The sequence below is a fragment of the Roseovarius nanhaiticus genome (assembly GCF_900156535.1).
Classification (GTDB): domain Bacteria; phylum Pseudomonadota; class Alphaproteobacteria; order Rhodobacterales; family Rhodobacteraceae; genus Roseovarius; species Roseovarius nanhaiticus.
The window spans coordinates 1,307,785-1,332,490 of the sequence record NZ_FTNV01000001.1 but is presented as its reverse complement, the minus strand read 5'-3'; the positions used below and the strand labels follow the sequence as shown (position 1 = coordinate 1,332,490).

The 24,706-nt window shown below is 63.4% G+C and carries 23 protein-coding genes and 3 pseudogenes; 8 read left to right on the top strand and 18 right to left on the bottom strand.

What is annotated here, in order from left to right:
• The first annotated feature begins 70 nt into the window (after window positions 1-70).
• Window positions 71-829 carry a Crp/Fnr family transcriptional regulator gene (locus BW975_RS06395; RefSeq protein WP_212634881.1) on the top strand — a complete coding sequence of 253 codons (759 nt, stop codon included), beginning with the start codon at window positions 71-73 and terminating at the stop codon, window positions 827-829.
• 39 nt (window positions 830-868) lie between these two features.
• On the opposite strand, the gene BW975_RS06390 is transcribed toward BW975_RS06395, so the two are convergent.
• The 16 genes from BW975_RS06390 to BW975_RS06315 all read right to left on the bottom strand — a co-directional run bounded on the left by BW975_RS06390 (window position 869) and on the right by BW975_RS06315 (window position 17,067).
• Entirely contained in the window at window positions 869-1,777 is a 909-nt protein-coding gene (locus tag BW975_RS06390) for a F0F1 ATP synthase subunit gamma (protein ID WP_076531990.1), read from the bottom strand.
• A complete protein-coding gene (locus tag BW975_RS06385) occupies window positions 1,774-3,309 on the bottom strand; it encodes a F0F1 ATP synthase subunit alpha (RefSeq protein ID WP_076531988.1) in 1,536 nt (511 codons plus the stop codon). Before BW975_RS06385 ends, BW975_RS06390 begins: the two co-directional genes overlap by 4 nt.
• Window positions 3,299-4,069 carry a F0F1 ATP synthase subunit B family protein gene (locus tag BW975_RS06380; RefSeq protein WP_076531986.1) on the bottom strand — a complete coding sequence of 257 codons (771 nt, stop codon included), beginning with the start codon at window positions 4,067-4,069 and terminating at the stop codon, window positions 3,299-3,301. Before BW975_RS06380 ends, BW975_RS06385 begins: the two co-directional genes overlap by 11 nt.
• A gap of 3 nt (window positions 4,070-4,072) precedes the next feature.
• Window positions 4,073-4,363, bottom strand: coding sequence for a F0F1 ATP synthase subunit C (locus BW975_RS06375; RefSeq protein ID WP_076531983.1), 291 nt, complete (start codon window positions 4,361-4,363; stop codon window positions 4,073-4,075).
• Entirely contained in the window at window positions 4,360-5,055 is a 696-nt protein-coding gene (locus BW975_RS06370; protein WP_076531981.1) for a F0F1 ATP synthase subunit A, read from the bottom strand. The genes BW975_RS06375 and BW975_RS06370 overlap by 4 nt, the downstream gene beginning before the upstream one ends.
• Entirely contained in the window at window positions 5,052-5,348 is a 297-nt protein-coding gene (locus tag BW975_RS06365; RefSeq protein ID WP_076531979.1) for an N-ATPase subunit AtpR, read from the bottom strand. The genes BW975_RS06370 and BW975_RS06365 overlap by 4 nt, the downstream gene beginning before the upstream one ends.
• Entirely contained in the window at window positions 5,335-5,631 is a 297-nt protein-coding gene (locus tag BW975_RS06360) for an AtpZ/AtpI family protein (protein WP_076531977.1), read from the bottom strand. The genes BW975_RS06365 and BW975_RS06360 overlap by 14 nt, the downstream gene beginning before the upstream one ends.
• Window positions 5,628-6,038 carry an ATPase gene (locus BW975_RS06355; protein WP_076531975.1) on the bottom strand — a complete coding sequence of 137 codons (411 nt, stop codon included), beginning with the start codon at window positions 6,036-6,038 and terminating at the stop codon, window positions 5,628-5,630. The genes BW975_RS06360 and BW975_RS06355 overlap by 4 nt, the downstream gene beginning before the upstream one ends.
• Window positions 6,035-7,429, bottom strand: a complete 1,395-nt coding sequence (gene atpD / locus BW975_RS06350; protein WP_272482018.1) for a F0F1 ATP synthase subunit beta — start codon at window positions 7,427-7,429, stop codon at window positions 6,035-6,037. Before atpD ends, BW975_RS06355 begins: the two co-directional genes overlap by 4 nt.
• A 1-nt stretch (window position 7,430) precedes the next feature.
• Entirely contained in the window at window positions 7,431-8,342 is a 912-nt protein-coding gene (gene arcC / locus BW975_RS06345) for a carbamate kinase (RefSeq protein ID WP_076531971.1), read from the bottom strand.
• A gap of 1 nt (window position 8,343) precedes the next feature.
• Window positions 8,344-9,345 (bottom strand): ornithine carbamoyltransferase, encoded by a 1,002-nt coding sequence (gene argF / locus BW975_RS06340; RefSeq protein WP_076531969.1) that lies wholly within the window; start codon window positions 9,343-9,345, stop codon window positions 8,344-8,346.
• A gap of 18 nt (window positions 9,346-9,363) precedes the next feature.
• Window positions 9,364-10,596 carry an arginine deiminase gene (locus BW975_RS06335; RefSeq protein ID WP_076531967.1) on the bottom strand — a complete coding sequence of 411 codons (1,233 nt, stop codon included), beginning with the start codon at window positions 10,594-10,596 and terminating at the stop codon, window positions 9,364-9,366.
• 26 nt (window positions 10,597-10,622) lie between these two features.
• Window positions 10,623-12,092: an arginine-ornithine antiporter gene (gene arcD / locus BW975_RS06330; protein WP_076531965.1), complete on the bottom strand. Its 1,470-nt coding sequence runs from the start codon at window positions 12,090-12,092 to the stop codon at window positions 10,623-10,625.
• Between the two features lie 148 nt (window positions 12,093-12,240).
• Window positions 12,241-13,365 carry an ABC transporter permease gene (locus BW975_RS06325; protein ID WP_076531963.1) on the bottom strand — a complete coding sequence of 375 codons (1,125 nt, stop codon included), beginning with the start codon at window positions 13,363-13,365 and terminating at the stop codon, window positions 12,241-12,243.
• Between the two features lies 1 nt (window position 13,366).
• Window positions 13,367-16,090, bottom strand: a complete 2,724-nt coding sequence (rbbA, locus tag BW975_RS06320; RefSeq protein WP_076531961.1) for a ribosome-associated ATPase/putative transporter RbbA — start codon at window positions 16,088-16,090, stop codon at window positions 13,367-13,369.
• The gene (locus BW975_RS06315; RefSeq protein ID WP_244512495.1) at window positions 16,087-17,067 is read right to left on the bottom strand and encodes an HlyD family secretion protein; all 981 of its coding nucleotides are present in this window, start codon (window positions 17,065-17,067) and stop codon (window positions 16,087-16,089) included. The genes rbbA and BW975_RS06315 overlap by 4 nt, the downstream gene beginning before the upstream one ends.
• 287 nt (window positions 17,068-17,354) lie before the next feature.
• On the opposite strand from BW975_RS06315, the pseudogene BW975_RS06310 reads away from it, so the two are divergent.
• Both BW975_RS06310 and BW975_RS17905 read left to right on the top strand, forming a co-directional pair.
• Window positions 17,355-19,070 (top strand): annotated as a pseudogene (locus tag BW975_RS06310) (PHA/PHB synthase family protein).
• A 132-nt stretch (window positions 19,071-19,202) separates the two neighbouring features.
• Entirely contained in the window at window positions 19,203-19,421 is a 219-nt protein-coding gene (locus tag BW975_RS17905) for a hypothetical protein (protein WP_139194212.1), read from the top strand.
• A gap of 193 nt (window positions 19,422-19,614) precedes the next feature.
• Here the strand turns inward: BW975_RS17905 and BW975_RS18340 are convergent, their stop codons facing one another.
• Window positions 19,615-19,737, bottom strand: coding sequence for a hypothetical protein (locus tag BW975_RS18340; protein WP_272482017.1), 123 nt, complete (start codon window positions 19,735-19,737; stop codon window positions 19,615-19,617).
• Between the two features lie 335 nt (window positions 19,738-20,072).
• Here BW975_RS18340 and BW975_RS06305 point away from each other — a divergent pair, with 335 nt between their 5' ends.
• Genes BW975_RS06305 through BW975_RS06295 form a run of 3 tightly spaced genes read left to right on the top strand, consistent with a single transcriptional unit; the run spans window position 20,073 to window position 22,747 of the window.
• Complete coding sequence (locus BW975_RS06305; protein ID WP_076531957.1) at window positions 20,073-20,489, top strand: CopG family transcriptional regulator; 417 nt, start codon at window positions 20,073-20,075, stop codon at window positions 20,487-20,489.
• Window positions 20,490-20,519: 30 nt separating this feature from the next.
• Window positions 20,520-21,596 (top strand): extracellular catalytic domain type 1 short-chain-length polyhydroxyalkanoate depolymerase, encoded by a 1,077-nt coding sequence (locus BW975_RS06300; protein ID WP_076531955.1) that lies wholly within the window; start codon window positions 20,520-20,522, stop codon window positions 21,594-21,596.
• Window positions 21,593-22,747 (top strand): C45 family autoproteolytic acyltransferase/hydolase, encoded by a 1,155-nt coding sequence (locus BW975_RS06295; protein WP_076531953.1) that lies wholly within the window; start codon window positions 21,593-21,595, stop codon window positions 22,745-22,747. Before BW975_RS06300 ends, BW975_RS06295 begins: the two co-directional genes overlap by 4 nt.
• 170 nt (window positions 22,748-22,917) lie before the next feature.
• Here the strand turns inward: BW975_RS06295 and BW975_RS06290 are convergent.
• Window positions 22,918-23,154, bottom strand: a pseudogene (locus tag BW975_RS06290) (integrase core domain-containing protein); the annotation flags it as partial.
• Window positions 23,155-23,216: 62 nt separating this feature from the next.
• Between BW975_RS06290 and BW975_RS06285 the strand changes: the two are divergent.
• A pseudogene (locus BW975_RS06285) lies at window positions 23,217-23,506 on the top strand (transposase); the annotation flags it as partial.
• 143 nt (window positions 23,507-23,649) lie between these two features.
• The gene (locus BW975_RS06280) at window positions 23,650-24,585 is read left to right on the top strand and encodes a c-type cytochrome domain-containing protein (protein WP_083686991.1); all 936 of its coding nucleotides are present in this window, start codon (window positions 23,650-23,652) and stop codon (window positions 24,583-24,585) included.
• Window positions 24,586-24,706 lie beyond the last annotated feature (121 nt).

Genomic DNA, 24,706 nt, shown 5'->3' with positions numbered 1-24,706 from the left:
CCAAATGCGCGTCCACCTCCAGAACAGGCGGGATCGCGCCCAGTTGATGGCTATTTCAGGGAGTGAGGCGATGAACATCGTGATGAGGAATGCAAGCGTTGCCAATGAACAGCTTGCTCGAGCAGAGCAGGTGTCGCTGAAGACTGCCCCCATGCCCGCAAACGGGGCCGCGCGCCCTGTCTTAGGTCTGCGCCCTCACTCGGCGCCTGAGACGCGCCGTCATTCCCCGAATTACCCCACTCTCACAGCTCTGTTCGAGGCAGCGTCATTTCAGCGGCACTGCCAGCCCGACAGTACCATCCTGCTGCATGGAGAATCGGCTGATGCCCTCTATCAGATCGTGTCGGGGACCGTGCGCTGCTGCATGATCAGCGCCGAGGGAAACCGGCAGATTCCCTGTTTTTCGACGAGGAAAGGTTTTATCGGGATCACCGAGCAAGACCATTGGCATTTTACGGCCGAAGCGGTGGATCATGTTGTCATCAACGTGCTTCCGCGCAGCGTATTGGAGCGCGAGCTGAAGCACAGCGCCCCGCTCCAGGAAGAGATCCGGGCTTATGTCGACGCGCTCATCGAGAACCGGGACACCCAACTGCTCACCCTCGTGAGCACCAAGGCCAGCGAGCGGGTCTTTCGCTTCTTGCGTGATTTTGCCGCCAAACGGCCTTCGGGCGACTTTATCGCGCTGCCGATGTGCCGCCGGGACATTGCCGATCACCTCGGCCTCTCGGTCGAAACGGTGAGCCGCGCGTTCAGCAATTTAAAACGTAGCGGGCGGATCGATCTGGCCACCTGCGAGAAATACCGGATCACCTCACTGACCGGCTGAAGGCACACGCGCACGGCCATGCCTGCATTGGCAGTCACGCTAATCGGACTCTGCCTCGCTGCGCGGTTTTCTGGCCTTTTTCAACGCCTCGAACCCGATGATCACATCCAGAAGCTCGGTGGTGATTTCGGACTGCCGCACATTCCGCATTTGCGATTTCAGCTCGTCAAGCTGATCGTCCACAGATTGCTCGGCCTGCTGCATCATCGCGAGGCGGGCGGCATTCTCGGTCACCAGCGCCTCGGCGGAGGCGCGGAAAAGACTGCTGAAGAGATGCCCGCGGATCAGGGTTGTAAAGAGGTCTGCCCGCCTCATCGCGATGAATGGCAGGCTGCGTGAGGCCCAGGGCTTGCTCCTCAACTCCGAGATCAGAGCGGGGTCGAGTGGCAGCAACCTTTTGATGTTCGGCGCCTGTCCGCTGCCCTCGTGGCGCGCGAAGAACGCAAGCGTCACGGCAAGCTCCCTCTGGGCGCCCGCCTGACGCAGCGCATCCAACTGCTGCGTCAGAAGGTTCGCCAACCGCCCGATGCCGTCGGCGGATGCAGGCGGCAACAGGGCCGTCGGCACCTCGAGCCCCTCATCGATCAGCGCCGCCTGCATCTGTGCGCCGACGCAAAGGATGCGCGCGGCACCCTTTGTTTCGCTCAAATGACCAGCAACATGCGCCGCCAGCACCTCGTTGTAGTTGCCGCATAGACCGTGATCCGAGCCAAAGACGACCACGACCTGCTCGGCGTTGCCAGTGCGTGACGCAGAGACCGGCCCCGACTGGGACAGATAGCCGTGCAGCCCCTCGAGGACCGTGCCGTGATAGGCCTCGATGGCGCGGGCCGCGTTGTCGAACGGGGCGGCGTTGATGACCGACAGCGATTTCATCGTGTGGACCACGCTGCCGATCCCCTCCATGCTTTCGGTGCGGCGGCTCAACGCCTCGAGGGTTTGGGTCATGGCTCGCCTCGGGATGTCGTGAGCGACGCGCGCGCGGCCTCTCCCAATGCTGCCATGCGCTCGCGGGCGGCCTCGTCCAACTCCTTGTTCTGCGCGATCAGCTCGGCCAGATCGCCCAGATCCTTGGCCGCCGCGGCGCGCACGGCGGCCATCACGTCCATCACATCCTGCTCACTCATCCCGTCGAATTTGCCCTCCATGGCCGAGACCAGAACTGCCAACTGCTCGACTGCCGGGATGGGGTCGCGCTCGGGCTGGCGCAGGGCGGCGCGGACTGCCGCGCCACGCGTGAGGCGCGCGCGCGTCGCATCGTCCAGACGCGTGCCGAAGCGCGCAAAATCCTCAAGCTCCTCGAATTGCGACAGCGTCACGCGCAGATTTCCGGCGACCGCGCGGAATGCGCGGCTTTGCGCCTTGCCGCCAACACGGCTGACCGACACGCCCAGATCGACCGCCGGAAACTGGTTTTTCCGCACCAGGCGCGGCGAAAGGTAGATCTGCCCGTCGGTGATCGAGATGAGATTGGTGGGGATGTAGGCCGAGAGATTCTCGGCCTGCGTTTCGACAACGGGCAGCACGGTGATCGACCCGCCCCCCGCCGCATCGGTGAATTGCCCGGCACGTTCCAGCAGGCGGGCGTGAATATAAAAGATATCACCTGGAAATGCCTCGCGCCCCGGCGGGCGACGCAAGAGCAGCGACAATTCGCGGTAGGAGCGCGCGTGATGCGTCAGATCGTCAAGCACCACCAGCACGTCGCGACCCTGGCCGGCAAAATGCTCGGCCATGGTCATCGCCGCATAAGGGGCAACATAGGCAAGGCCTGCTGCATCTTCGTCCCCCGCCGAGACGACCACCGTGCGCTTCATCATGCCGCCATCGCGTAGCGCTCCGATCACCTTGGCCACGGCATCCCCGCGCTGGCCAATGGCGCAATAGATGCAGATGACATCGGTGGATTTCTGATTGAGGATCGCATCAACCGCCAACGAGGTCTTGCCCGTCTGCCGGTCGCCAATCACCAGCTCGCGCTGGCCGAGGCCGACAGGCACCGCGGCATCGACCGCCTTGATCCCCGTCGCCAGCGGGCGCGAAATGGCCTTGCGGTCAAGGATGCGGGGCGCCTCGGCCTCTACGGGGCTGGTCTTGCCTTCGCCGATCTGGCCCGCTCCGTCCAGCGCGTTTCCGAGAGCGTCGACAACTCGGCCCAAAAGCTTCGGGCCAACCTTGGTGCTGACCACCTGATGCGTGCGCATGACCGCCTCGCCCACGCGCAGACCCTCGGACGGGCCAAGGAGGACCACACCCAAACGCCCTGGCTCGAGGTCGAGCACGATGCCCTCGACGCCACTTTCAAAGCGCAACAGCTCGTCCGAGAGCGCGTGTTCCAGCCCGGTGACGATGGCAATGCCGTCCGCCAGTTCGGCCACTTCGCCAATCTCGCTGAGGCGCGGCGCCGGGGCCGGCATACTCAATAACGCGTCGAGCAGCGCTTGTGGGCTTGGGGCCGCGTGGCGGGTCTCACTGCTCATGAGGCTGCGCCTTAACTTTATGGCCCGGCGCCAGCTTGTCCTGGATCAGCGCCTCCAGCCCATCGATATAGCTGTCGACCGTCCAGGCCACCTGCCCGCCACCTATCCGAAGAACAAGGCCCGGCGCCTGCGCGGCATCCGTTCTGAACGCGGCATCTACATCCGGGAAGACTGCTTTGAGCTCTGCCGCGATGGCATCGCGCGCGTCCAGCGGCAGATCCTCGCGGCTGGTCACGACGGCCTCAGCCGTCTGCCCCCGCGCGCGGCGCAGATCGCCGGCCAGAGTCTTGATCTTGCGGGCGAGATGGCGCGCCATGCGCGCCTCCAGCGTCTCGTCCGCCAGATCCTCCAGCGCCTTGCGCGTCAACGCCAAGAGCGCCTCGGCCCCGGCACCGTGCATCTGCGCGGTGAAGCGCGTCGTCTCCTCCTCCAGATGCGTGCGCAGGCTCCGATGCTCCTGATCGATGCGGCTACGCGCCTCGGCCAGAAGGGCGTCGCGCTCGGCCTCGGCGGCTTGGCGAGCGGCGGCGACAGCCTCTTGCCGCTCGGCGGCCAATTTCTCCAGCCGGCCCTTATACTCGGCCTTGGTCCGGGCGGCTTCATCCTTGGCCACGGCTGCCTCCTGCATGCGGGTGGTGATCTCGGTCTCGCGGGCGTCAATTCCGTCCAGGATGGGACGGTAGAGAAATCGCTTGAGCAGCCAGACCAGCACCAGAAAATTGGCGATCTGCGCCGCGACCGTGATCCAGTCGATGGACATGGCTCAGCTCCCCGCCGCCTGCTGTGCGGCCTCCAGCGCCACGGTCCAGAACGGGTTGGCAAAGAGCAGGATCATCGCCACCACGAAACAGTAGATCGCCGTGGATTCAATCATCGCGAGGCTGACGAAGAGCGTGCGCGAGATGGTCGGCGCAGCATCGGGCTGCTGTGCGATGGCGCTCAGCGCCGTGGCCGCCGCCCGCCCCTCGCCCAAGGCAGGGCCGATAGCCCCGAAGGATACGGTCAGACCGGCGGTAAAGATCGAGATTGCGGCGATGATGGCGAGGTCTGTCATGGTCTATCCTTTTCAGGCTGCGAGGAAGTGGGCTCGGCCGTGGCGCCGGCGATGTAGACCGTCGCGAGAATGGCAAAGATGTAGGCTTGGATCATGCCGGTGAGCAGGCCCAGGACATCCATCAACACGGGGAAAAAGAAGGGCGCGACGGTCAGCAGGATCGCGGCGATGACCGCGCCGCTCATGATGTTGCCGTAAAGGCGGATCGCCAACGAAATCCCGCGAGAAATTTCCGAGACGATGTTGAAGGGCAGCATGATGAAAGACGGCTGCAAGTATGTCTTGAGATAACCGCCGATCCCGCGACTGGTGATGCCGAAAAGTGGAACGGCAATCAGCACCGACAGCGCCAGCGCCGTAGTCGTCGAGAGCGAGGAGGTGGGCGGCGTGAAGCCCGGAATGACCAGAAGCAGGTTTGAGAGCGCCACGAACAAGAACAGGGTGCCAGCGAAGTAGAGCAGATGCCGCGAAGGGCCTGGCGCGATCTCGCGGATCTGCCCTTGGATGCCCTGCACGATGACCTCCAGCATGGTGCGCCAGCGATCCGGCGGCACGTCCGCGCGCAGGTTACGCGTGATCAGCATGGACGCACAGACCAGCAGCGCCATCACGATCCACGTGAAGAAGATCGTGGCGCTAATGGGAACACCCCAAAGCTGAAACATCACGATCTGATCTGGCGAGAGGGTCATGGCGCATGTCCCGCATTGCCGATCTTGGCGGCAGTGATCGCCCCGATCCGAACGACCACGAAGGCCGCGGCATAGCCAAGTGCAGCCCAAGGCCCGGCTTGCATGGCCACTGCCCAGCCCGCCGCCAGCAGGATGGCAATCCGGATCGCGGCGCTCAGCGCCAATAGGGCGACCGGGCTTCGCGCCCGCAGCGCGTGGCCCATGCTCCAAGCGAGTCCCGCGAAATAGAGCGCGCTGACAGCGGCCCCCGCGGCCCCGCCCAGCATCATAGCTGACCAGTCAGTCGGTATCATCGGTGCGTCCCTCCTTATTGATCCAGGCGATGGAAATGAAAATCCCCACAACTACGCCGCCGAGGATCAGCGCGATCGTCCAGTTGAACTCCTGCGGCAAGATCCGATCCAGCCAGAGGCCCAGGAACGCCCCGCCGACCGTCGGTACGGCGATAGACCACCCGATCATTCCGAATGTGCCGATGCCTCGCAGCGGGCTGGGCCCCGGATGCTCGCGCCGCGATTTCATCCGCCGCGCCTGACGCGCGATGTCGTCGGTGGATTTGTCGCGGCGCGGGGTCATAACCCGGGCCTTTGCAATTCGGCAAATCGCCGGACCATGTCCGCCTCGAGCCGCGACAGGGCCGAGCGCGCCTGCCGCTCTTCGTCGTCCATCTGGACGAATTTGGCCTCGACCGTTTCCTGCAGGCTGCCCAGATCAAGCCCGCGCACGCCGCGCAGCACCGAGGCGCTGACCTCAGCGCCACGCTTGATCAGCAGACCCTCGTCGATGCCGAAGATCTCCTCACGACCATCGGTCAGCTCGAGGGTCAGGACAGACGGGACGAGCGCGGTGACGAAATCGATATGGTTCGGCAAAAGGCCGAAGGCTCCGTTCGGCGCCACGCCAATGAGCCGCGTTGCACGCCCCTCGAAAAGCGTGCTGATCGGCAGCCGGAGCGTGACCTGCATCTCGGTTGCCATGTTCATGGCGCAGCCTCCAGATCATCAAGGCCGCCGATCATGTAATAGGCGCTCTCGGGATGGTCGAATTCGGTTTGGCCCAGGATCGTCTCGCAGCCGTCCAGCGTGGCCTCGACGGGCACGAGCTTGCCCTTGGTGCCACTGAACCCCTCGGTCGTGAAGAAAGGCTGCGTCAGGAACCGCTCCAGCCGCCGGGCGCGCGATACGGTGGCGCGATCCGCCGAGGACAGCTCGGCGAGACCGAGCATCGCGATGATGTCACGCAGCTCCTCGTACTCGGCCAGCGTGCGGCGCACGGCGCGGGCGATATCGTAGTGCCGCTGCCCCACGACCGACGGTGTCAACATGACCGACGCCGAGGCCAGCGGATCGACTGCCGGATAGAGCCCCTCGCTCGCCCGCTTGCGGGACAACACGACCGACGCGGACAGGTGCGAAAAGATGTGCGCCGCTGCCGGATCGGTGAAATCGTCGGCTGGCACATAGACGGCTTGAATGGACGTGATCGCGCCCCGCCGGGTCGAAGTGATGCGCTCTTCCAAAGCCGCAAGCTCGGTCGCCAGTGTCGGTTGATAGCCCACGCGCGAGGGCATGCGTCCCATCAGACCCGACACTTCCGATCCGGCCTGCACGAAGCGAAAGATGTTGTCGATGAGCAGCAGCACGTCCTGCCCTTTGTCGTCGCGGAAATACTCGGCCATGGTCAGCGCGGTGTTGCCCACCAGAAACCGCACGCCCGGCGCCTCGTTCATCTGGCCGAACAGCATTACGGTCTTGTCGCGCACCCCCGCCTCGCCCATCTCGCGGTAAAGCTCTTCGGCCTCGCGCGAACGCTCGCCGATACCGCAAAAGAGGCTGACGCCCTTATGGTGCTGGACGGTATTGTTGATCAGCTCGGTGATGAGGACGGTCTTGCCCACACCCGCACCGCCGAAAAGGCCGGTCTTGCCGCCGCGTTCGATGGGCGACAGAAGGTCGATGGCCTTGATCCCCGTCTCGAGGATCTGGCTGTGCAATACCCGCTCGCTCAGCGGCGGTGGCGCGCGGTGTATCGAGCGGCGCTCGCCGCTGGCGGGCGCGGGCCGGTCGTCGATAGGCGCGCCGAAGACGTCGAGCATCCGACCCAGAACAGCCTCGCCCACCGGCACACGGATCGGCCCGCCCGTGGCGGTGACCGTCATGCCAAGCCCGAGGCTGCGCACCGGGGCCAGCGCCATCGCGCGGATCACGCCCTGCCCGAGAAGACCGGAGACTTCGAGCGCGACCCTGCCTGCGTATAGCAGATCATGGATGCGCGGAACGGTGCCGTCGAACATCACATCAACCACGCCGCCGCGAATGGCGGCAATGCGCCCCGACGTTTCGTCGGTGGCCTTGGGGTCCGGATCCACGCTCACCTCAGCCATCCTGCGCCACGCGTGTGCCAGCCGTGCCGCCAAGGATTTCCAGCGCATCGGCCAGCCGGCCGATCCCGGCAAAACCGCCCCGCGCCGCAAAATCGCAGGCAGCGGTCAGCTTCGGTCCCATAGAGCCCTTGGGCAGGTCCAGCGCACGGCCCTCGCCCGGCGTCAGGCGGCGCAGCGGCCTGGCCGCGTCGGTGCCAAAGCCCTCGTAGACAGCATCAACATCGGTCAGCAGCAGCAAAGCATCGGCGCCGATATCGGCGGCCAGCAGCGCGCTGGCCGCGTCCTTGTCGATCACCGCCTCGATGCCGACCATGCTGCCATCGGCGCGGCGCACCACCGGGATGCCCCCACCGCCCGCGCATATGACGATCACGCCCTGATCCAGCAGCAGACGCACGACGCGCAGATCGGGAATCTCGACCGGCTGCGGCGAGGGCACGACACGCCGCCAGTGATCGCCGTCCTGCGCGATGCTCCAGCCCGCCGCTTTGGCACGCGTCTCGGCCTCGTTTCGCGAATAGACCGGTCCGACGAATTTGGTGGGGTTGCGAAAGGCGGGATCGTCGGGATCCACCACCACTTGCGTCAGAAGGGTCGCCACCGCGTGATCATGGCCCAGCGCGTTCTCCAGCTCCTGCTCGATCAGGTAGCCGATCATCCCCTCGGTTTCGGCGCCCAGAACGTCAAGAGGATACGCCTCATCAGGTTTGTACGCGTCGCCCTGCAGGGCCAGCAGCCCGACCTGCGGGCCGTTGCCATGCGTCACGATCAAGCGGTGCCCCGCACGCACAATGCGCACCAGCGCCTCGGCAGCGACGCGCACATTCGCGCGCTGCGTCTCGGCTGTCAGCGGCTCACCGCGCTTGAGCAGGGCGTTGCCCCCGACGGCTGCGACGACCAGCATGTCAGGCCCCCAGTGTGGCCACGAGGACCGCCTTGATTGTGTGCATGCGGTTTTCGGCCTGATCGAACACGATCGAAGCCGCGCTTTCGAACACCTCCTCGGTCACCTCCATCGCATCGAGGCCGAATTCTTCCTTGATCTCGGTGCCCACTGTCGTCTCGGTGTTATGGAAGGCGGGCAGGCAATGCATGAAACAGGCGCGCGGATTGCCAGTCTTGGCCATTACCTCGGCCGTCACCTGATAAGGCTTCAGCAGCTTGATCCGCTCGGCCCATTTCTCCTTTGGCTCGCCCATCGACACCCAGACGTCGGTATAGATGAAATCGGCGCCCTTGACGGCGGCATCCACATCCTCGGTGATGGTGACCTGCGCGCCCGTCTCGGCGGCAATCGCCTTGGCCTCGTCAATGATCGCCTGATCCGGCCAGCAGGCCTCGGGCGCGCAAAGGCGCACATCCATGCCCATCTTGGCCCCACCGATCAGCAGGCTGTCGCCCATGTTGTTGCCCGCATCCCCGAGGAAGGCGAAGGCCACGCGATGCAGCGGTTTTTCCACATGCTCCTGCATGGTCAGGAAGTCGGCCAGTATCTGCGTCGGGTGAAATTCGTTCGTGAGGCCGTTATAGACAGGCACGCCGGAATACTCGGCCAGTTCCTCGACCACCTTCTGACCAAAGCCGCGATACTCGATCGCGTCATAGATGCGGCCCAGCACGCGGGCCGTGTCCTTGACCGATTCCTTGTGCCCGATATGCGAGCCGGTCGGCCCCAGATAGGTGACCCGCGCGCCCTGGTCGTAGGCCGCCACCTCGAACCCGACGCGGGTGCGCGTGCTGTCCTTCTCGAAGATCAGCGCGATATCCTTGCCGTCCAGCTTGGGCACCTCGGTGCCGGTGTATTTCGCCACTTTCAGGTCAGCGGCGAGTTTTAGCAGGAAGGCGATCTCGCGCGGCGCGTAATCGCGCAAGGTCAGAAAATGACGGTTCTTCAGATTGTAAGCCATGGGGAATGCCTTTCAGGGTCAAACGGGATCGCGCATGGTCGGGCAGCTCATGCAGTGGCCGCCACCGCGGCCGCGGCCCAGCTCGGCGCCGGGGATGGCAAGCACCTCGATACCCGCGGCCTTGAGCGCCGCGTTGGTATCGTCGTTGCGGTCATAGCCGATGACCACACCGGGCCTTAGCGCCAGCACGTTGTTGCCATCGTTCCACTGCTCACGCGCACGCTCTTCGGCGGTGTCGCCGCCGGTCGCCACGACCTGCAATCGCTTGTAGCCCAGCACCTCGGCCACAATATCGAAGATGGGGCGCGGATCGCGGCGGAATTGCAGCGGCGCAGGCCCGTCACCGGGCCGGATATCGTAGCAGACAAGCTCGTCCGCGACTTCCTTGAAGGTGGTGACAACGTCGCCGCCGCAAAGAGTGAAAATCGTATCGAGATGCATAGCTGCGCGCGATTTCGGGATGGCAAACGCCAGCACGCGCTGCGCCGCACCAGTATCAAAAAGCGCTTCGGCAAGCTGGCCCACCCCTTGAGGCGAGGACCGCTCGCCCATGCCGGCAAGAACGGTACCATCTCCGACGGGCATGATGTCGCCGCCCTCGACAGTGGCCAGCCCATGATCTTCGGTTGGATCACCCCAGTGAATCGTCGTCTTGCCCGCGAATTTCGGATGAAACTTGTAGATCGCGGTATTGAGCAGAGTTTCGGGGCGGCGTGCGGGCCAATACATCGGATTGACCGACACGCCACCGAAAATCCACGCCGAGTTGTCGCGGGTAAACAGCGCGTTGGGGAGCGGTGGCAAAATAAAGCCATGTGCGCCCAGGTAGCTGCCGAAAAGACCCGTGGGCTTGAACGGCAAATCGTCGACCGCCAGCCCGCCCAGCAGGTAGTCGGCCAGCTCAGCGCCCGGCAACTCGTCCATCCAGGCGCGAAGTTCGGACGCCATGCCGACGCCGATCTGGTCCGGCACGATGCGGTAGTCCAGCACCCAGTCACGCCCCTTTGCAATCTCCAGCGTCTCGGCCAGCAAAGTGTTGACGTCCAGTACCTCGATACCTTCATCGCGCATCGTCTTGGAAAATATGTCGTGGTCTTTCTGCGCCTGCTTGACCCAGAAGACATCGTCAAAAAGCAGCTCTTGGCAGTTGGCCGGTGTCAGCCGCCGATGGGCCAGGCCTGGGCGGCAGACGATGACTTGCCGCAACGTGCCGGTTTCGGAATAGACGCCTAGCTGTGTGGCATGTTCCATGTCTGATACTCCTTCCATTCTCGCGCTCAAAGGGGGCTGATTGCGCCGGTCCACATCATCCAGGCAGCAAGAATGGCAGCCAGTGTGAGGCCGATGGCGATCAGGATCTCAATGCCGCTGAAAACGCGTGCGTCATGCGCTTTGCGCGCCCAGAAATAGACGGGAATACCCACCGCATAGAGGATCGCGCACATGAGCAGGTAGGCAGGCCCCGCCGCATAGACGAGCCACGCGCCATAGACGGTTGCGAGGGCTCCGATGGCCATGTCCTTGCCGCGCCCCTCGCCCGGCCCGTAGCTCTCGCCGCTCAGCGCCAGCTTGAGTGCGTAGGCGCCGGAAAAGACATACGGCACCAAGATGGCGGTGGAGGCGATGTAGAAGAGCGCGAGATAGGTCGAGTTGGAATAGAGCGTCACGAACAGGGTGATCTGCACACAGATATTGGTGATCCAGAGCGACCCTGACGGCGAGCCGTTCTGGTTCTCGACCCCGAAAACGTCCGGCATCATGCCTTCTTGCGCCGCGCGGAGCGGGATCTCGGCGGCCAGCAGCGTCCAGCTCAGGAAGGCGCCCGCGACCGAGATTACGAGACCAATGCGCACGACGACCGATCCCCAAGGCCCAACAATGGATTCCAGCACATGCGCCATGGAGGCGGCGGCGGGCAGTTCGGCCAGCTCGGGCTGGGACATAACGCCCAGCGACAGAAGCGAGACCAGCAGGTAGAGCAGCAGGACCGATACGAAGCCAAGGATCGTCGCCTTTCCGATATCGCTGCGCTTGGCCGCGCGAGCCGAGCCGACGCTGGCGCCCTCGATCCCGATAAAGACCCAGAGCGTGACCAGCATCGTGCTTTGGACTTGCGCCGTGATGCTGCCCAGCGACAGCGCTTCGGTGCCCCAGAAATCCATCTGGAACGTCGGCATGTTGAATGCCACGAGCGCGAGCACGACAAACAGGAAGATCGGTCCCAGCTTGGCCGCCGTGGTAATCACATTCACGATGGCGGCCTGCCGCACACCAACCAGCACCAGCGCATGCACCAGCCAAACACAGATCGAGGCGCCGACGATGGCCTGCCACGTGTTCCCCTCCTCGCCGAAAGGGGCGTAGAAATAGCTGAGCGCGCCGAAGATCAGCACGACATAAGAGACGTTGCCGAGCCACGCGCTGAGCCAGTAGCCCCAGGCGCTGTTGAAGCCGACGAAATTGCCAAAACCCGCCCGCGCGTAGGAGTAAGGCCCCGCGTCGAGTGCCGGTTTGCGCATCGAGAGGTTGCGATAGACAAAGGCCAGCGCCAGCATCCCGATGCCGGTGATGATCCAGCCGATGGTGATCGCCCCCGCCGAAGCGCCGCGCGCCATGTTCTGCGGCAGGCTAAACACGCCTCCACCAATCATCGAGCCGACGACCAGCGCGGTCAGGGGCAAAAGGCCCAACGTGCCGGACGCCTTGGCATCCACCTCGGGGCTGGATGCGGTTGCAGTGCCTGACATCGGTTTTCCTCCTCTGCGCCACGGCGCTCGACGGGCCGCAGCATGATCTTCAGGCCAGACTTTGGCATGCGACGCGCGCTCAGGATTGACGCGCGTCAATCAGCGGACAGAGGACGCACGGAAGAAGATCGTGGAAGGCTGGAAGTCTTCAGGCTGACGCCATCGTCTGACGAAACCGCATCAGCGCAACGACGAAGAACGCGGCACCGAGCACGGTCATCAGGGCCATATCGGCCCAGACCACCTCAAGTCCCGCGCCGCGATAGAGGATCGCCTGTGCGAACGCGACGAAATGGGTCGAGGGCGCAGCTTGCATGACATATTGAAGCCAGAGAGGGATGCTCTCCATCGGTGTGGTGCTGCCGGACAGAAGGTTCATGATCACGAGGACCGGCAGCGCCAGTAGCCCGAATTGGGCCATGGACGTCGTAAAGGTCGCCAACAGAATGCCAAGACCGGTCACCGAGACGAGGTAGAGCACCGAGCCCGCGATGAAGAGGCTGATCGATCCGGCGATCGGCACGCCGAGAATGCCCTGCACCACCAGCCAGAGCGACAGGATGGCGCCGATGATGATGGCGAGGCCGTTGGCCCAGATCTTGGCCACCATGATTTCGGACGGGGTGACGGGCATGACCAGCAGATGCTCGATCGTGCCATGCTCGCGCTCGCGGATCATAGCGGCCCCGGTCAGCAGGACCGACAGAATGGTGATGTTGTTGATGACCTGCATGACCGACGCGAACCAGGTCGATTGCAGGTTGGGATTGAACTGCGCCGTCACCACAATGTCTATGGACGACGCGCTGGCCTCGTCGCTGCGCGCGACAAATTTGGTGATCTCGCCAGTGATGATCTGCTGTAGAAAGACGGCGCCGTTCCCGGCCTGCACCATGGCCGTCGCATCGACGTTCAGTTGCAGCGATGGCTGCAGCCCTGCCAGCACGTCCGCCTCGAAACGTGGCGGAAAGGACAGGACGAACACGAACTCTCCGCTATCCATGACCTTTGCGATGTCCGTGGCGGGAATTTCCTCTGGCGTGTCGAATTCGGGTGGCAGAATGGCCCCGATGATGCGCCCGCTCAGGTCCGAGCGGTCGAGATCGACATAGGCAACCGATGCGTTGATCACCTCCAATCTCGCCCCTGTCGCGACCGCATAGACGGCAACGCTGAACACATAGGCGATCAGCACCAGGAGGACCGGATCGGCGCGTAGACTGCGCAGCTCTTTCACGCCGAGGCGATAGACATTGGCAAGCCATTGACGCATCTCAGCGCTCCTGCTTTTTCAAGAGCGCGATGGAGAGCGCGATGAAAAGGATGGCAAAGACGGCCAGCGCGACGTGGTTCCGCCACAACTCGGCAAAGCCCAGCGCCTTGGTGAAGGTGCCGACGCTGATCTGCTGATACCAGGCCGAAGGAAAGCCCAGACCGATCAGCCGCCCGCCCCCCGTCAGCGACGACACGGGCACCAGAAGCCCCGAGAAGTTGACCGCAGGGATGATTGCGATGATTGCCGCGGCAAAGGTCGCCGCGATCTGCGTCCGGGTGAAGGTCGACACCAATATGCCGAACGCCGCGGTCGCCAATATGTACAAGAACGTGCCTGTCAGCAGGGCAGCCATCGAGCCGCGCACCGAAAGGCCGAAGACGCCGTAAGCCACCACCATCAGCGTGACGAAACTGAGCAGTGCGATAACGACATAGGGCATCTGCTTGCCCAGGATGAACTCGGTCCGCGTCACCGGCGTCGAGCGGAAATTGGCGATGGAGCCTGTTTCCTTTTCGCGCACCACGCCCATCGCGGACACCATCGCCGGGATCAGAACCAGCATCAGCATGATGACCGAGGGCACGATCGCATAGACGCTCTTGAACGCCTGATTATACCGAAACCGCGTTTCGATATCCGCCGCGCTGGTGTCGATCACCTCGCCGTAGGTCTCTTCGATCCGAGTCTGCGCATAGGACAGCGCCAGCCCGGCCAGATAGCCGCGCGTCGTTTCGGCGCGAAACGGCATCGCGGCGTCAATGGCTATGCGCACTTCGGGGGTGTATGATTGCAGCAGGTCACGCCCGAAATCAGGCGGGATCTCGATCGCCAGTGCGATCTCGCCGCGGCGCATCCGGGCGGTCAAATCCTCGGTGCTGGTCGCGGGCATCTGCGCATCGAAATAGCGCGAGCCTGAGAAGGCCTCGAGCAAGGTTCGGCTCTCGGCGCTCTGGTCTTGGTCGTAGACCGCATAAGGCAGATCCGTCACATCGAGCGAGATGCCATAGCCGAATGTCAGCATCAGGATAACCGGCCCGAGGAAAGCGAAGGCCAGGCGCAGCCGGTCGCGCTGAAGCTCCATTGTTTCGCGCCGGGCAAAGGCCCACATCCGGGCCATGCCCGCCTGCAACGGGCCGGTGTGCGTGCGGGGCGCGGCAGCTTTGTGGGACACCTCGGGCGGCCTATTCTCGTCCCCCGCAGCCTCGCGCAGATAGGCGACGAAGGCATCGCTCAGCGTGCCCGCCCCCTTTGAGGCAGCGATCTCGGCCGGGGGGCCGACGGCCAGAACGCGCCCGGCATGCATCAGCGAGATGCGATCGCAGCGCTGCGCCTCGTTCATGAAATGGGTCGAGATGAAGATCGTCACGCCATCTTTGCGCGACAGATCAATCAGGTGCTGCCAGAACGCATCACGCGCGACAGGATCGACGCCCGATGTCGGCTCATCAAGAATGAGGATTTCCGGCGCGTGAATGACGGCGACGGCGAGCTGAAGGCGCTGGCGAATGCCCAAGGGGAGTGCATTGGGTCGGCTTTCGGCAACCTTGGCCAGATGAAACATCTCGATCATCTCGGCCACCCGCCCGGCCCGATCTGCCATGGGGAGTTGATAGAGCTCGGCGTGCAGATCGAGGTTCTGGCGCACCGTCAGCTCGGTATAGAGGGAAAAGGATTGCGACATGTACCCGACGCGCCGCCGTGTGCCCATGTCACGCGCATTCAGCGTCTCGCCAAACAGAAGCGCGCTGCCGTCGCTGGCGGGCAACAAGCCGGTCAGCATCTTCATCGTCGTCGTCTTGCCACAGCCGTTCGAGCCGAGAAAACCGAAGATCTCGCCGCGCTCGATCTGGAAATCGACCGAGTCGACGGCGGTGAAATCGCCAAAGCGGCGGCTAAGCGATCTGGCCTCGATGGCCGGCGGGCCATCTGAGGGCTGGCGCGGCGGCAAGACCACGTCTCGATGCCCCGCGCGGGCGGCCTCGGATAACATGGCAATGAAGGACTGCTCCAGCGTCGGCTGCCCGGTCTGTTGCAAGAACGCATCCGGCGTGCCCGTGGCGATGACCCGCCCCTCGGACATTGCGGCCAGCCAGTCGAACCTTTCGGCCTCTTCCATATAGGCGGTGGCGACGATGACGCTCATCGCCGGGCGATCCTTGCGGATATGGGCGATCAGATCCCAGAATTGCTGGCGCGACAGTGGATCGACACCTGTCGTCGGCTCGTCAAGGATCAGCAGGTCAGGATCATGGATCAACGCCGAGCAGAGCGACAGCTTTTGCTTCATTCCGCCCGAGAGTTTACCCGCCGGGCGATCCGGGAAAGGGTCGAGGCCGGTCGCGCGTAACAGCTCCTCTATGCGCGCACGTCGCTCGGCCTCGCCCTGAGCAAAGAGCCTGCCGAAGAAATCGAGATTCTCGTAGACGCTGAGCGTCGGGTAGAGATTGCGGCCCAAGCCCTGCGGCATGTAGGCGATGCGGCGATTGCACTCGGCCAGATGCGACCGCGCACGAAGATCGCCGCCCAGCACCTGCGCCTGCCCCTCCTGCAGTCGCCGCACCCCGGCGACCAGTGCCAAGAGCGTCGACTTGCCCACGCCATCAGGCCCGATGAGGCCCGCCATGCAGCCCGCCGGGATGTCGAGGCTCACATCCTCCAGGGCGCAAACCGGCCCATAGCGATGCGTAACCGCCGCAAGGGACGCAGCCGGGGACGCGGTCATTGCGGCAATCTCACCTCAAGCGTTTCAGGCCACTCGGCCGCATCGCTGACCTTGACATAGCCGACGCCCGGCACTCCGGCGCGGGCGCGGTCCTGATAGGCGGCCAGCAAGTCGGGGGCGATGGTCAGCTTGACGCGGAACATCAACTGCGCGCGCTCATCAGCCGTCTCGACCGATTTTGGTGTAAATTGCGCGGTACTGGCCACGAAGGTCACGGTGGCCGGGATCACGTAATCGGGCACGGCGTCGAGGATGATGCGCGCCTCCGAGCCGATGGCGACGCGGCCCGCATCGCGCGAGGGCAGATAGATTGTCATGTACATGTCCGACAAATCGGTCAGCGTGACGATGCTGCTGCCTGCGGCGACAACCTCGCCGGGATGTTCGAGCACATATTGCACGCGGCCCGCACGCGGCGCGGTCAGGCGGCTGTCGTCGATCAGGCTCTGGACGCCGTCCACAGCGGCCTCGGCTGCCGCAATCGTCGCGTCGGCCAGAGGTATCCCCGCCTCGGCGGAGGCAACGGCGGCCTGGGCCGACTCGAGCGCGGTGCGCTGCGTGTCGAGCTGCGCCTGGGTATCAAAGCCCTTGGCCGCAAGCTGCTCGACCCGTGCAAATTCCGCCTCTGCCGTCTTCAACTCGGAGCGGTGCTGGCGCAAAATGGCCTCGGCCTGAAGTTTCTGCTGCCGGGCCTGCAAAACGGCGGCCTGCGCCTGTCGAAGTTGCGCGTCAAGATCGGCGGTATCCATGCGGGCAATCGCTTGGCCAGCCTCCACCCAGTCGCCCTCGTCCACGACGACCTCCGACACCCGTCCCGCCAGCTTGGTCGCAACGGCGATCCGCTCGGCCTCGATCCGGCCATTCGAAGCGCTGATACCCTCGGGCAGGTCCGAGCGCTGCGAGAGCTGCCACCAGCCGATACCAATGACAGCAATCACAAGCAGCAGGGCGGCAAGGGCGCCAACGCGTTTATTCATCATTCACATCCCGTTCATTCGCCCGATCCGGGCACCGCGCGGCGATTGCGCGTCGTATCTCGGTGGGACGCTAAATCTTGCCCGTGCCCCGCGTATTGACGAAGGTCAATTACCGCTGCCCCGGCACATGACATGGCTATGTCTGATCTGTTTTGCCGGGAAAGGCGCGCATCATGGCGAAAACCAAGTCAGCCAAGAGCGAGGCTGTCAGCCCCCGCGAAACCCCTCTGCAAGCAGGTTACGAGCGCAAGCCCCCTCCCGATACCGCCACCCGTGCGCGGCCCAGCATGACCCAAGCCCTGGACAAGGGACTGAAGGCCACACAGGCCAGGTTCACCGGTGGCTTGTCCCCGATCGCGTTGGCCGAAACCTATTCCGACTGGGCGCTGCATCTGGCATCGGCGCCGGGCAAGCAGCTGGAGCTGGTGGAAAAGGCCGGCAAGAAGGCCTTGCGCCTTGCGAATTACGCAAGCACCTGCGCCCTGCACGCCGACACACCAAGGCAATGCATCGAACCCTTGCCGCAGGACAAGCGCTTTAGCAGCGAGGCGTGGCAGAAATGGCCCTTCAACGTCATGTCTCAGGCGTTCTTGCTGAACCAGCAGTGGTGGCACAACGCGACGACCGGGGTCGAGGGCGTCACCAAGCAGCACGAGAACGCCGTAACCTTTGCCGCGCGGCAGGTATTGGATGTCTTCTCGCCTTCCAACTATCCGCTGACCAACCCCGAGATTCTGGAGCGCACCTATAGCACCGGGGGCATGAACCTGATCACCGGGTGGCAGAATCTGGTCGACGACATTCTACGCATAAAGACCGGCAAGAAACCCGCCGGGATCGAGGCGTTCGAAGTGGGGCGCACTCTGGCGGCCACCCCGGGCAAGGTAGTCTATCGCAACCGTCTGATCGAGCTGATCCAGTATGCGCCCACAACCCAAACCGTGCGCCCCGAGCCGATCCTGATCGTGCCTGCATGGATCATGAAATACTACATCCTCGATCTGAGCGCGCAAAACTCGCTGGTGCAGTATTTGGTGTCGCAGGGCTTCACCGTCTTCGCGATTTCATGGAAAAACCCCGTTGCCGAGGATCGCGATCTGGGCATGGACGATTACCTGTCGCTTGGAATCATGGACGCGCTGGATGCCGTCGGCGCTGTTGTCGGCGGCCAAAAGGTGCATGCGCTGGGCTATTGCTTGGGGGGCACATTGCTGTCGATCGCCGCCGCCGCCATGGCACGCGACGGTGATACGCGGCTAAAAACCATGACGCTGCTCGCCGCACAGGTCGACTTTACCGAGGCGGGCGAGCTGACGCTTTTCATCAATGAAAGCCAGCTGACCTATCTCGAGGACATGATGTGGGAGAAGGGTTATCTGGATAGCTCGCAGATGGCCGGGGCATTTCAGCTTTTGCGCTCGAACGATCTGGTCTGGTCCCGAGTGATCCACGACTACCTCATGGGCGAGCGGTCCGAGATGATCGATCTGATGGCGTGAAATACCGACGCGACACGCATGCCCTATCAGATGCATTCGCAATATCTGCGACGGCTCTTCCTGAACAATGATCTGGCCGAGGGCCGCTATAGCGTCGGGGGCCGTCCCGTTGCGATTTCGGACATTCGTGCGCCCGTTTTCATCGTCGGGACCGAGCGGGATCACGTCGCGCCGTGGCGGTCTGTTTACAAGTTCAACCTGCTGTCCGACACCGACGTGATTTTCGTTCTGACCAGCGGCGGGCATAATGCCGGCATCGTGTCCGAGCCGGGGCACCCGCACCGCCATTTCCGCATGCGTGCCAAGACCAAGGACGCGCCCTATACCGACCCCGAACGCTGGATTGCCGAAACCGATCCTCAGGACGGGTCTTGGTGGCCCGCGCTGACTGAATGGCTGGCGGCCAGTTCGGGCACGCCCACCTCGCCGCCCGGCCTTGGCGCCCGAACAAAAGGATACGCGCCCCTCTGTGACGCGCCCGGCACGTACGTCCTGCAGCAGTAAGCCGCGTGATCGATACCATTTTGGACGGCAGGCGCGGTCTGTTCGTCAGCAGCGCGAACGAGCATTCTAGCGCCGCAGGATTCGCGTCGGCCTTTCGGGCCGCGGGCGCCGAGTTGGCCGTGACCTACGCCAGTGAGCACTCTAGTCCCTACCCCGCGCCAGAGCGCGTTTGTGAATGCCGCACTATTCCTGCCGCGCGACATCGAGGGTCAGGGCCAGGCCGAGCTGGTGGTCCGCGAGGCCGTTCACGGCGCGCTCTTTCAGCAGCATCCGCAAGTCCACTACCGGATCGCGTCTCGATTGGCATCCGAGACTGGCCCGCCCGAAGCCCGTGGCCCGGCATGCCGATAGTGCGAACACGCCCTGTCAATGCCGGACACCCTCGCGGCAGCGCACGGGCCTCACCACCGTTTCGTAGCGCATCCTGCAACATCGTTTTGCCCAGAGGCAGATCTGCGACCAGGCGCTGTAGCTCGCCGCTCTCACCCTCGAGCTGTTTCAGCCTGCGGATCTGCGCCAGGCCCATTCCGTCATAGACCTTCTTTCAGTCTTGCAATGCCACCTCAGCAATCTCCATCATGCGACGTATCTCGCCGGCCGTTGCGCCGACTTCTGACTGTCTCGGCGCAACGGCCATCTGTTCGTCGGAAAATCGTTTCTTCGGCATCGGTACATTCCTTCGCTCGCCGGGAATGCATCCATAAATTCGCGCTCAATTCGGCCCAGTTTCGGCACTTGCAATGAGTGTCTCACCGTCTGGGGCCGCTGCTCTGATGATCTGGCTATAGATCTCGGCCGATGCCGTACTGATGAGGGCCGTGCTGAACGCCAAAATAAAGGCGCAGACCCGCTATGATCTTACCGTTGGTGACGATGGGCCGATGGGCAAGCGGGACGCCGTTAAAGCAGACAGTTTGGTCATCCGGCCGGGCTGGCCGTCAGGAAACCCCTTGCGCTCGCAGCATTAACATCCATATACCATCCACATGGATGGAGAACGAGATGAGCAATATACGGCAGCTGCGCGATAAGCAGCCTGAAAATGAAAAGATAACGATCAATCTCGGGTTTGTTGATCTCGGCAGGATCGACCTTCTGGTGCAGGAGGGCTTCTACTCGAATCGCAGCGATTTCATTCGAACGGCCATCCGCAACCAGATCGACGCACAATCCGAGATCGTTTCCAAATCAGTCGAACGGCACACGATGGAGCTTGGATTGCGCGACTATACCCGCGCTGACCTTGAGGCGCATCTGGCGCGCGGTGAGGTGCTGCATGTCAAGGTCGTGGGCCTTGCCCGGATCGCGTCCGATGTGACACCCGAGCTGGCGCTCAAGACGATCGGCTCGATCACCGTTCTGGGCGCATTACAGGCCCATCCCGACATCAAGGCGGCGCTGGCCGACCGTATCACGTAGAGCGACCTCCCCTCTTCAAGGAATGAAACGATGAAAAGACCAACTGCCGGCGCATGGCGCACGGCAACTCCAGACGTGCGCGCCGCTGAACTGGTGCAACGCACCTTGGCGCAGCACGGGCTTGCGCCCGCCGCGTCGCAGGGCAATTCGGCCCATTCCAGCGACCTGATCGCAAACGCATTGGCGCAGGCCGGGCTGGTGCAGACCAACGGAAACCGGACGGCGCGCGCGCCCGACCCAGTGCCGCCCGGCGCCAGCTTTTTCCGCGCCAGCCACACCGGGATCTCAGGCGCACGGGCGTATCGCACCTATATCCCCGCATCGGCGCAGAAGGGTGCCGCAGGCCTTGTCGTTATGTTGCACGGTTGCACGCAGACGCCCGAAGACTTCGCAATCGGCACCGGTATGAACACCCATGCCGAGCGGCACCGCCTGATCATCATCTACCCCGAGCAATCGCGCGGCGCCAATGCGCAAACCTGCTGGAACTGGTTTTCCAAAGGCGATCAAGGGCGGGGCCGGGGCGAGCCCGAGATTATCGCGGGCCTGACGAGCCGCGTAATGAAGCAGCACGGGATCGAGCCCGCGCAGACCTTTGTGGCGGGTCTTTCGGCCGGGGCGGCAATGGCGGTTATTCTGGGCTATGCCTATCCTGACATTTTTGGCGCCGTCGGCGCCCATTCCGGCCTGCCGCTGGGCGCGGCACAGGATGTGCCATCAGCCTTTTCCGCCATGGCCGGACAGGCCGCGAACCTCGCGCGCGCTCCTGGCCCTGCGCCCCGCACAATCATTCTGCACGGCGATGCGGACCAGACGGTGCATCCGCTGAACGGCGCGGCCATCGCCCGGATGGCCGAGACCTCGGCGCAAGGTACGACAACACAATTTGATCGCCCCGGTGAGGCCGCGGGACGCCGGTATCACCGTTCCCTCACTATAAACGAGGCCGGGCAAAGCGTGTCCGAACACTGGACCATCCAGGGGCTGGGCCACGCATGGTCCGGGGGCGAGCCTGGCGGCAGCTATACGGACCCCGCCGGCCCAGACGCCAGCGCCGAGATGATCCGCTTTTTCCTAGATACCGCCCAGAAAGAGAATTTGACATGACCACGATGACATTCGACGCCGTATCCGAGCACCGCCCCGGTCCGAAATGGCACGCCCGCTGGCAAAGGTCCTGGCCGGCCTACGAGGCATGGTTCATCGCACGCGGGGGAGAGTCCGGCCCGGACGCCCGCGCCTGCCGCGCGGCGATGCAGCGCCACATGCCCGAGCTGATATCCACCTATGATCAGCTGGTCGCAATCGCCGGCGGATCGAACCGCGCGGCACGGTTCCTCTCGACATGGTGCCCGCCGACCTATCTGGGGGGCTGCTCGCTCGCCGCGCGGGCGGACGATAGCGGCGTGCGTCTTGTACGCAATTACGACCTGTCACCGGACCTGAACGAGGGGCTTTTGCTGCGCAGTGAATGGGTGCGGCCCGTTATGGGTATGGTCGAGTTTCTCTGGGGTCTGTCGGATGGGATCAACGATGCGGGACTGTCCATCGCGCTGGCCTATGGCGGCAGATCCGAGGCGGCCGAGGGCTTTGGTATCACCACCATCCTGCGCTACGTTTTAGAGACCTGCACGACTGTGGCCGAGAGTCTCGCGGCGCTGCGGCGCATTCCCTCGCACATGGCTTACAATATCGTTCTTGCCGATCGCACCGGAGCCAGTGCCAGCGTCGAGATGCGGCCCGGCGGCGGCGCGGTCGTCATGCCCGATGCGCTAGCAACGAACCACCAGCGCGAGGGCACGCCGGACCGGCCAGCCTTCACCCGCACCTACGAACGGCACGCGCATCTCACCGGCCTCGAGACGCCGGCCGCAGAGTTGCACAAAAGCTTTACCAGCGCGCCGCTGCACCAAGATCGCTTCGGCGAAGGCTTCGGCACGCTCTTTACCGCCGAATACGATCCCGAGGCGGGCGCGATGCGGCTGATCTGGCCGGATGAGCAATGGGCGCAATCACTGGATGCGTTCGAGGAAGGCAACCGCCTCGTCACACTCGCCACACGCGCCGGATGGACCCCGCCCGAAGCCGGCAGCGACTGGACCATGGCAGCCTATGTGGACTGGGTGCAGGTTGGCCGCGATTACGCAGCAGGTCGTGGGCAGCCGATGGAGACCTATGTCTCGGCTGCGCGGCAGACCGAAAACACTACAACCGCAGTGTTACAGGGCCGCGGCGAACGCGCGATCCTGCGCGGCTAGCAGCGTGTGATGCGCGGCACTCTGACAGAGCGCCGCGCATCGTCAGCGATCACAGCTGACGCCAACTAAGGTCAGGCCATCTCGGCGCGTCCAGCGCCTCGAGCAACTCCGCATCGGCGCCTGGCCTGCTCGCACCGAGTGGTCCGGTGCAAGTGTAAGCGCAAGGCCCGCCTCTGGTCTGTCGGGACGATGTTTTCGGGCGCCGCTGGACAGTACTCCAGAGCGCTGTGCGGTCTGAAATTTTCGTCGTGACCGGGCCACCTCGCGATCAGCATCTGGGCCTCGGGCAGACTGTAGAAGACCTCACCGTTCAGCAACTCGTTCCGAAACCTTGCGTTGAAGCTCTCCCAGTAACCACTTCCACAAAGTGATCCTGGTGCGGTGGAGGCCATCTTTGCGCCAACCGCTCCAAATGAGGCGGGCATTTTTTGGCGGTGCATTCCGTGCCAAAGTACGTCGGGAAGTAGGGTTGCTGAGCAGCCTGCCGGATGTTGGCTGGCTGCTCCGGGCCGCGGCCATGACGCCGATTGGTTCGGGGAAGCGTTGAAAGACAAAGGGATACGCGCCTGCATCCTTGCTCGAAAGCAACGCAAGGAAATCGTCAAATACGACAAGCGCCGATACAAACGGCGCAACCGGATCGAGATCATGTTGGGCAGGCAGAAAGATTGGCGGCGCGTCGCAACACGGTACGACAGGTGTCCGAAAGTCTTCCTGTCAGCCATCACCCTTGCCGCGCGCGTCATTTATTGGCTTTGAGTCCTGCCCCTGGTGAGGCGGTGAAGAAAGTGGCCCCAGCATGCGGAACCGCCATGCCTTTACTCAGCGTGGAGCCTGGTGCGCTCGTGTTTGGCCACAGATTTTAATTTACCTGATCGCGATTATGCTAAGCTAAAAAAAGCATGAATTTGACAGCGGTGGTGTTCGCGATGCACCGGAAGCATATTGCTATAGCCTTTGCTGCGTCAGTTGCGCTGTTCCCGTACCGTGCGGTCGGCGAAGACTGGGCCACCGTTCAGGCACTCTTTCAAGAACGCTGCGTGGCATGCCATTCCGGCGAGTTCGCGCCTTTAGGACTTCGGCTCGATAGCTATTCCAACGTCATCAATGGATCTGAAAACGGGCCGGTGATGCTGGTGGATGCTGTCGAGAAAAGCCCGCTTGTTCAGCGGATCACCGGGCTGGCAGAGCCGCGCATGCCGCTCGATGGCCCGCCGTTCCTTACGGACGATCAGGTCAACCAGGTCACAGCGTGGATCGCGTCCGGGGCAACCGGTCCTGATTTAAATTCGCCAGGCGCCACCGAAGCAGAGCCGCACGACCCATTTGCTGACGGGCGTGTGACCTACGATGAGGTGAGTGCGATCTTTGGGCGACATTGTATCGAATGCCACTCAGACAACAGCCGGTATGATTTACCGCCAGAGGGGCTCCGGCTGGATCGATATCAGTCGGTCGTGGCCGGGGGAGATCGGCTCGTCCTGATACCCGGTAACGCACAAGCGTCCGAGATAATCCGACGCATCGAGGGGCTTGCCAGCCCGCGCATGCCGTTTGACGGACCACCCTGGCTAGCACCGGAAGAGGTCGCGCTGTTGCGAAATTGGATTGACGGCGGCGCACTTTCGTCAGACGGCATCGCCGCACCGGTGCCGGTCAACGGGCGTGTCCGGATGAGAGGAATTTTGACCAGCCCAACTGAAATTGACGGCGCTGAATTTACGATAACGGAGTCGACGCGCGTTGATGACCAGCCAAGGGTTGGACGGGCTGCCGAAATGCGCGGGCGCGTGGACGCCATTGGGCGAATCGTCGCAGACCGCTTGCGGGACAGATGAAGCCGATCCGGCGTCATCACCACACAGTTTGGGTCTGAATTTTGCTGTTTTGACCTTCTGCTTTTGTCGCCTTCTGGTTTTCCGAAGCCGCCAGCCTGACGCGCGAACACAATCTTAAATT

Excerpts from the sequence above, each read along its gene's own strand:
- BW975_RS06395 (WP_212634881.1), top strand. The coding sequence starts at position 71 with ATGAACATCGTGATGAGGAATGCAAGCGTTGCCAATGAACAGCTTGCT.
- BW975_RS06390 (WP_076531990.1), bottom strand. The coding sequence starts at position 1,777 with ATGACCCAAACCCTCGAGGCGTTGAGCCGCCGCACCGAAAGCATGGAG.
- BW975_RS06385 (WP_076531988.1), bottom strand. The coding sequence starts at position 3,309 with ATGAGCAGTGAGACCCGCCACGCGGCCCCAAGCCCACAAGCGCTGCTC.
- BW975_RS06380 (WP_076531986.1), bottom strand. The coding sequence starts at position 4,069 with ATGTCCATCGACTGGATCACGGTCGCGGCGCAGATCGCCAATTTTCTG.
- BW975_RS06375 (WP_076531983.1), bottom strand. The coding sequence starts at position 4,363 with ATGACAGACCTCGCCATCATCGCCGCAATCTCGATCTTTACCGCCGGT.
- BW975_RS06370 (WP_076531981.1), bottom strand. The coding sequence starts at position 5,055 with ATGACCCTCTCGCCAGATCAGATCGTGATGTTTCAGCTTTGGGGTGTT.
- BW975_RS06365 (WP_076531979.1), bottom strand. The coding sequence starts at position 5,348 with ATGATACCGACTGACTGGTCAGCTATGATGCTGGGCGGGGCCGCGGGG.
- BW975_RS06360 (WP_076531977.1), bottom strand. The coding sequence starts at position 5,631 with ATGACCCCGCGCCGCGACAAATCCACCGACGACATCGCGCGTCAGGCG.
- BW975_RS06355 (WP_076531975.1), bottom strand. The coding sequence starts at position 6,038 with ATGAACATGGCAACCGAGATGCAGGTCACGCTCCGGCTGCCGATCAGC.
- arcC (WP_076531971.1), bottom strand. The coding sequence starts at position 8,342 with ATGCTGGTCGTCGCAGCCGTCGGGGGCAACGCCCTGCTCAAGCGCGGT.
- argF (WP_076531969.1), bottom strand. The coding sequence starts at position 9,345 with ATGGCTTACAATCTGAAGAACCGTCATTTTCTGACCTTGCGCGATTAC.
- BW975_RS06335 (WP_076531967.1), bottom strand. The coding sequence starts at position 10,596 with ATGGAACATGCCACACAGCTAGGCGTCTATTCCGAAACCGGCACGTTG.
- arcD (WP_076531965.1), bottom strand. The coding sequence starts at position 12,092 with ATGTCAGGCACTGCAACCGCATCCAGCCCCGAGGTGGATGCCAAGGCG.
- BW975_RS06325 (WP_076531963.1), bottom strand. The coding sequence starts at position 13,365 with ATGCGTCAATGGCTTGCCAATGTCTATCGCCTCGGCGTGAAAGAGCTG.
- rbbA (WP_076531961.1), bottom strand. The coding sequence starts at position 16,090 with ATGACCGCGTCCCCGGCTGCGTCCCTTGCGGCGGTTACGCATCGCTAT.
- BW975_RS06315 (WP_244512495.1), bottom strand. The coding sequence starts at position 17,067 with ATGAATAAACGCGTTGGCGCCCTTGCCGCCCTGCTGCTTGTGATTGCT.
- BW975_RS18340 (WP_272482017.1), bottom strand. The coding sequence starts at position 19,737 with ATGCCGAAGAAACGATTTTCCGACGAACAGATGGCCGTTGCGCCGAGA.
- BW975_RS06305 (WP_076531957.1), top strand. The coding sequence starts at position 20,073 with ATGAGCAATATACGGCAGCTGCGCGATAAGCAGCCTGAAAATGAAAAG.
- BW975_RS06300 (WP_076531955.1), top strand. The coding sequence starts at position 20,520 with ATGAAAAGACCAACTGCCGGCGCATGGCGCACGGCAACTCCAGACGTG.
- BW975_RS06295 (WP_076531953.1), top strand. The coding sequence starts at position 21,593 with ATGACCACGATGACATTCGACGCCGTATCCGAGCACCGCCCCGGTCCG.
- BW975_RS06280 (WP_083686991.1), top strand. The coding sequence starts at position 23,650 with ATGAATTTGACAGCGGTGGTGTTCGCGATGCACCGGAAGCATATTGCT.